Origin of the sequence: Sphingobium soli (assembly GCF_020782245.1) — a bacterium.
Taxonomy (GTDB): Bacteria; Pseudomonadota; Alphaproteobacteria; order Sphingomonadales; family Sphingomonadaceae; genus Sphingobium; species Sphingobium soli.
In genome coordinates, this window is record NZ_JAJGNP010000044.1 from 1 (window position 1) to 1,365 (window position 1,365).

Genomic DNA, 1,365 nt, shown 5'->3' on the forward strand with positions numbered 1-1,365 from the left:
TCTTTATAGGATGGCCCGCCCCTTTTCCCCGGCAGCGGGTATGATGCCGGTGCTTGAGAAGGGAAAGGAACGGACCGATGTCTATTGTGATCCTTGGCGTTGATCTGGGCAAGAACGCTTGCAGCATCGTCGGTGTGGATGCGACCGGGGCGGTTGTCCTGCGCCGGTCGATGCGCCGACAAACATTGATCGATTACGTCTCGAAGCTACCAGCATGCATTGTAGCGATGGAGGCGTGTTGCGGCGCTCATCATATGGGCCGTCTCTTCGCCGGTCATGGGCACGAGATCCGGCTGATGTCACCGGAATACGTTCGCCCTTACGTGAAAGCGCAGAAAAATGACGACCGGGATGCCGAAGGCATCGCTGAGGCAGCATCACGCCCGACGATGCGCTTCGTAGAACTCAAAAGCCAGGATCAGTTAGATATCCAGACCCTTCACCGCGTCCGGTCCCGTTTGGTGGCTGAGCGCAGGAGCCTGATCAACCAGTTGCGCGCCATCATGCTGGAGCGCGGCACGATTTTTCCGGTTGGTCGCCGCAAGCTGGAACTCGGTGTTGATGCTTTGCTCCTTCAGGGGGAGGCAGGGTTGTCCCCTCGAATTCGCCGGCTCATCGGCGATCTTCGTACAGAATGGCGACACCTCGACGAGAAAATCGAGAGCCTGAACGCCGAGTTTGTTGAACTTGCCCGCAATGATGCCGCCGCCCGGCGTCTGACATCCATCCCCGGAATCGGGGTGCTCAACGCCACCGCGCTGATCGCAGCGGTCGGCAATGCCGGTAGCTTCGCCAAGGCCCGAGATCTGGGGGCATGGCTTGGTCTTGTCCCACGCCAGCATACCACCGGAGGCAAACCACGACTGCTGGGCATCTCGAAACGCGGCAACACCTACTTGCGAACCCTGCTGATCCATGGTGCCAGGGCCAGCCTGCCCTCGATCTCTCGAAGTGACACACCGCTCGGGCGATGGCTCAAAGCGATGCTGGAACGAGGTGTTCACCGCAATGCTGCCGTGGTCGCCCTGGCCAATAAGCTGGCGCGGATCGCCTGGGCCGCTTTGCGCAAGGGCGCAACCTTCGAACGCAGCTACCCCGTCGCCGTTTGAACCGATCGGCCTGATGCTCATCTGGGCATAGGCCAACGTTGTTTGCAGGAAGGATTGGAAAGATGGCCTGACAGTCGACCAGCATCTGGAAAGCCCGGTCAAAAAAATGGCACTTGCTGCCGACGTCTTTATTGCGGCTCCAGATGCGCGGATCTCCATCTTGGCCACGGGCTTGCTCGTGAGACCGTATACGTTGACGCAGACTGATCAGATCACCTCAAAATCATGCTTGCAAACGGGGCGGGCCATACGTTTT

At 59.3% G+C, this 1,365-nt stretch carries 1 protein-coding gene; it reads left to right on the plus strand.

What is annotated here, in order from left to right:
- Positions 1–77 precede the first annotated feature (77 nt).
- Entirely contained in the window at positions 78–1,109 is a 1,032-nt protein-coding gene (locus tag LL253_RS19635; protein ID WP_009823918.1) for an IS110 family RNA-guided transposase, read from the plus strand.
- Positions 1,110–1,365: the final 256 nt, after the last annotated feature.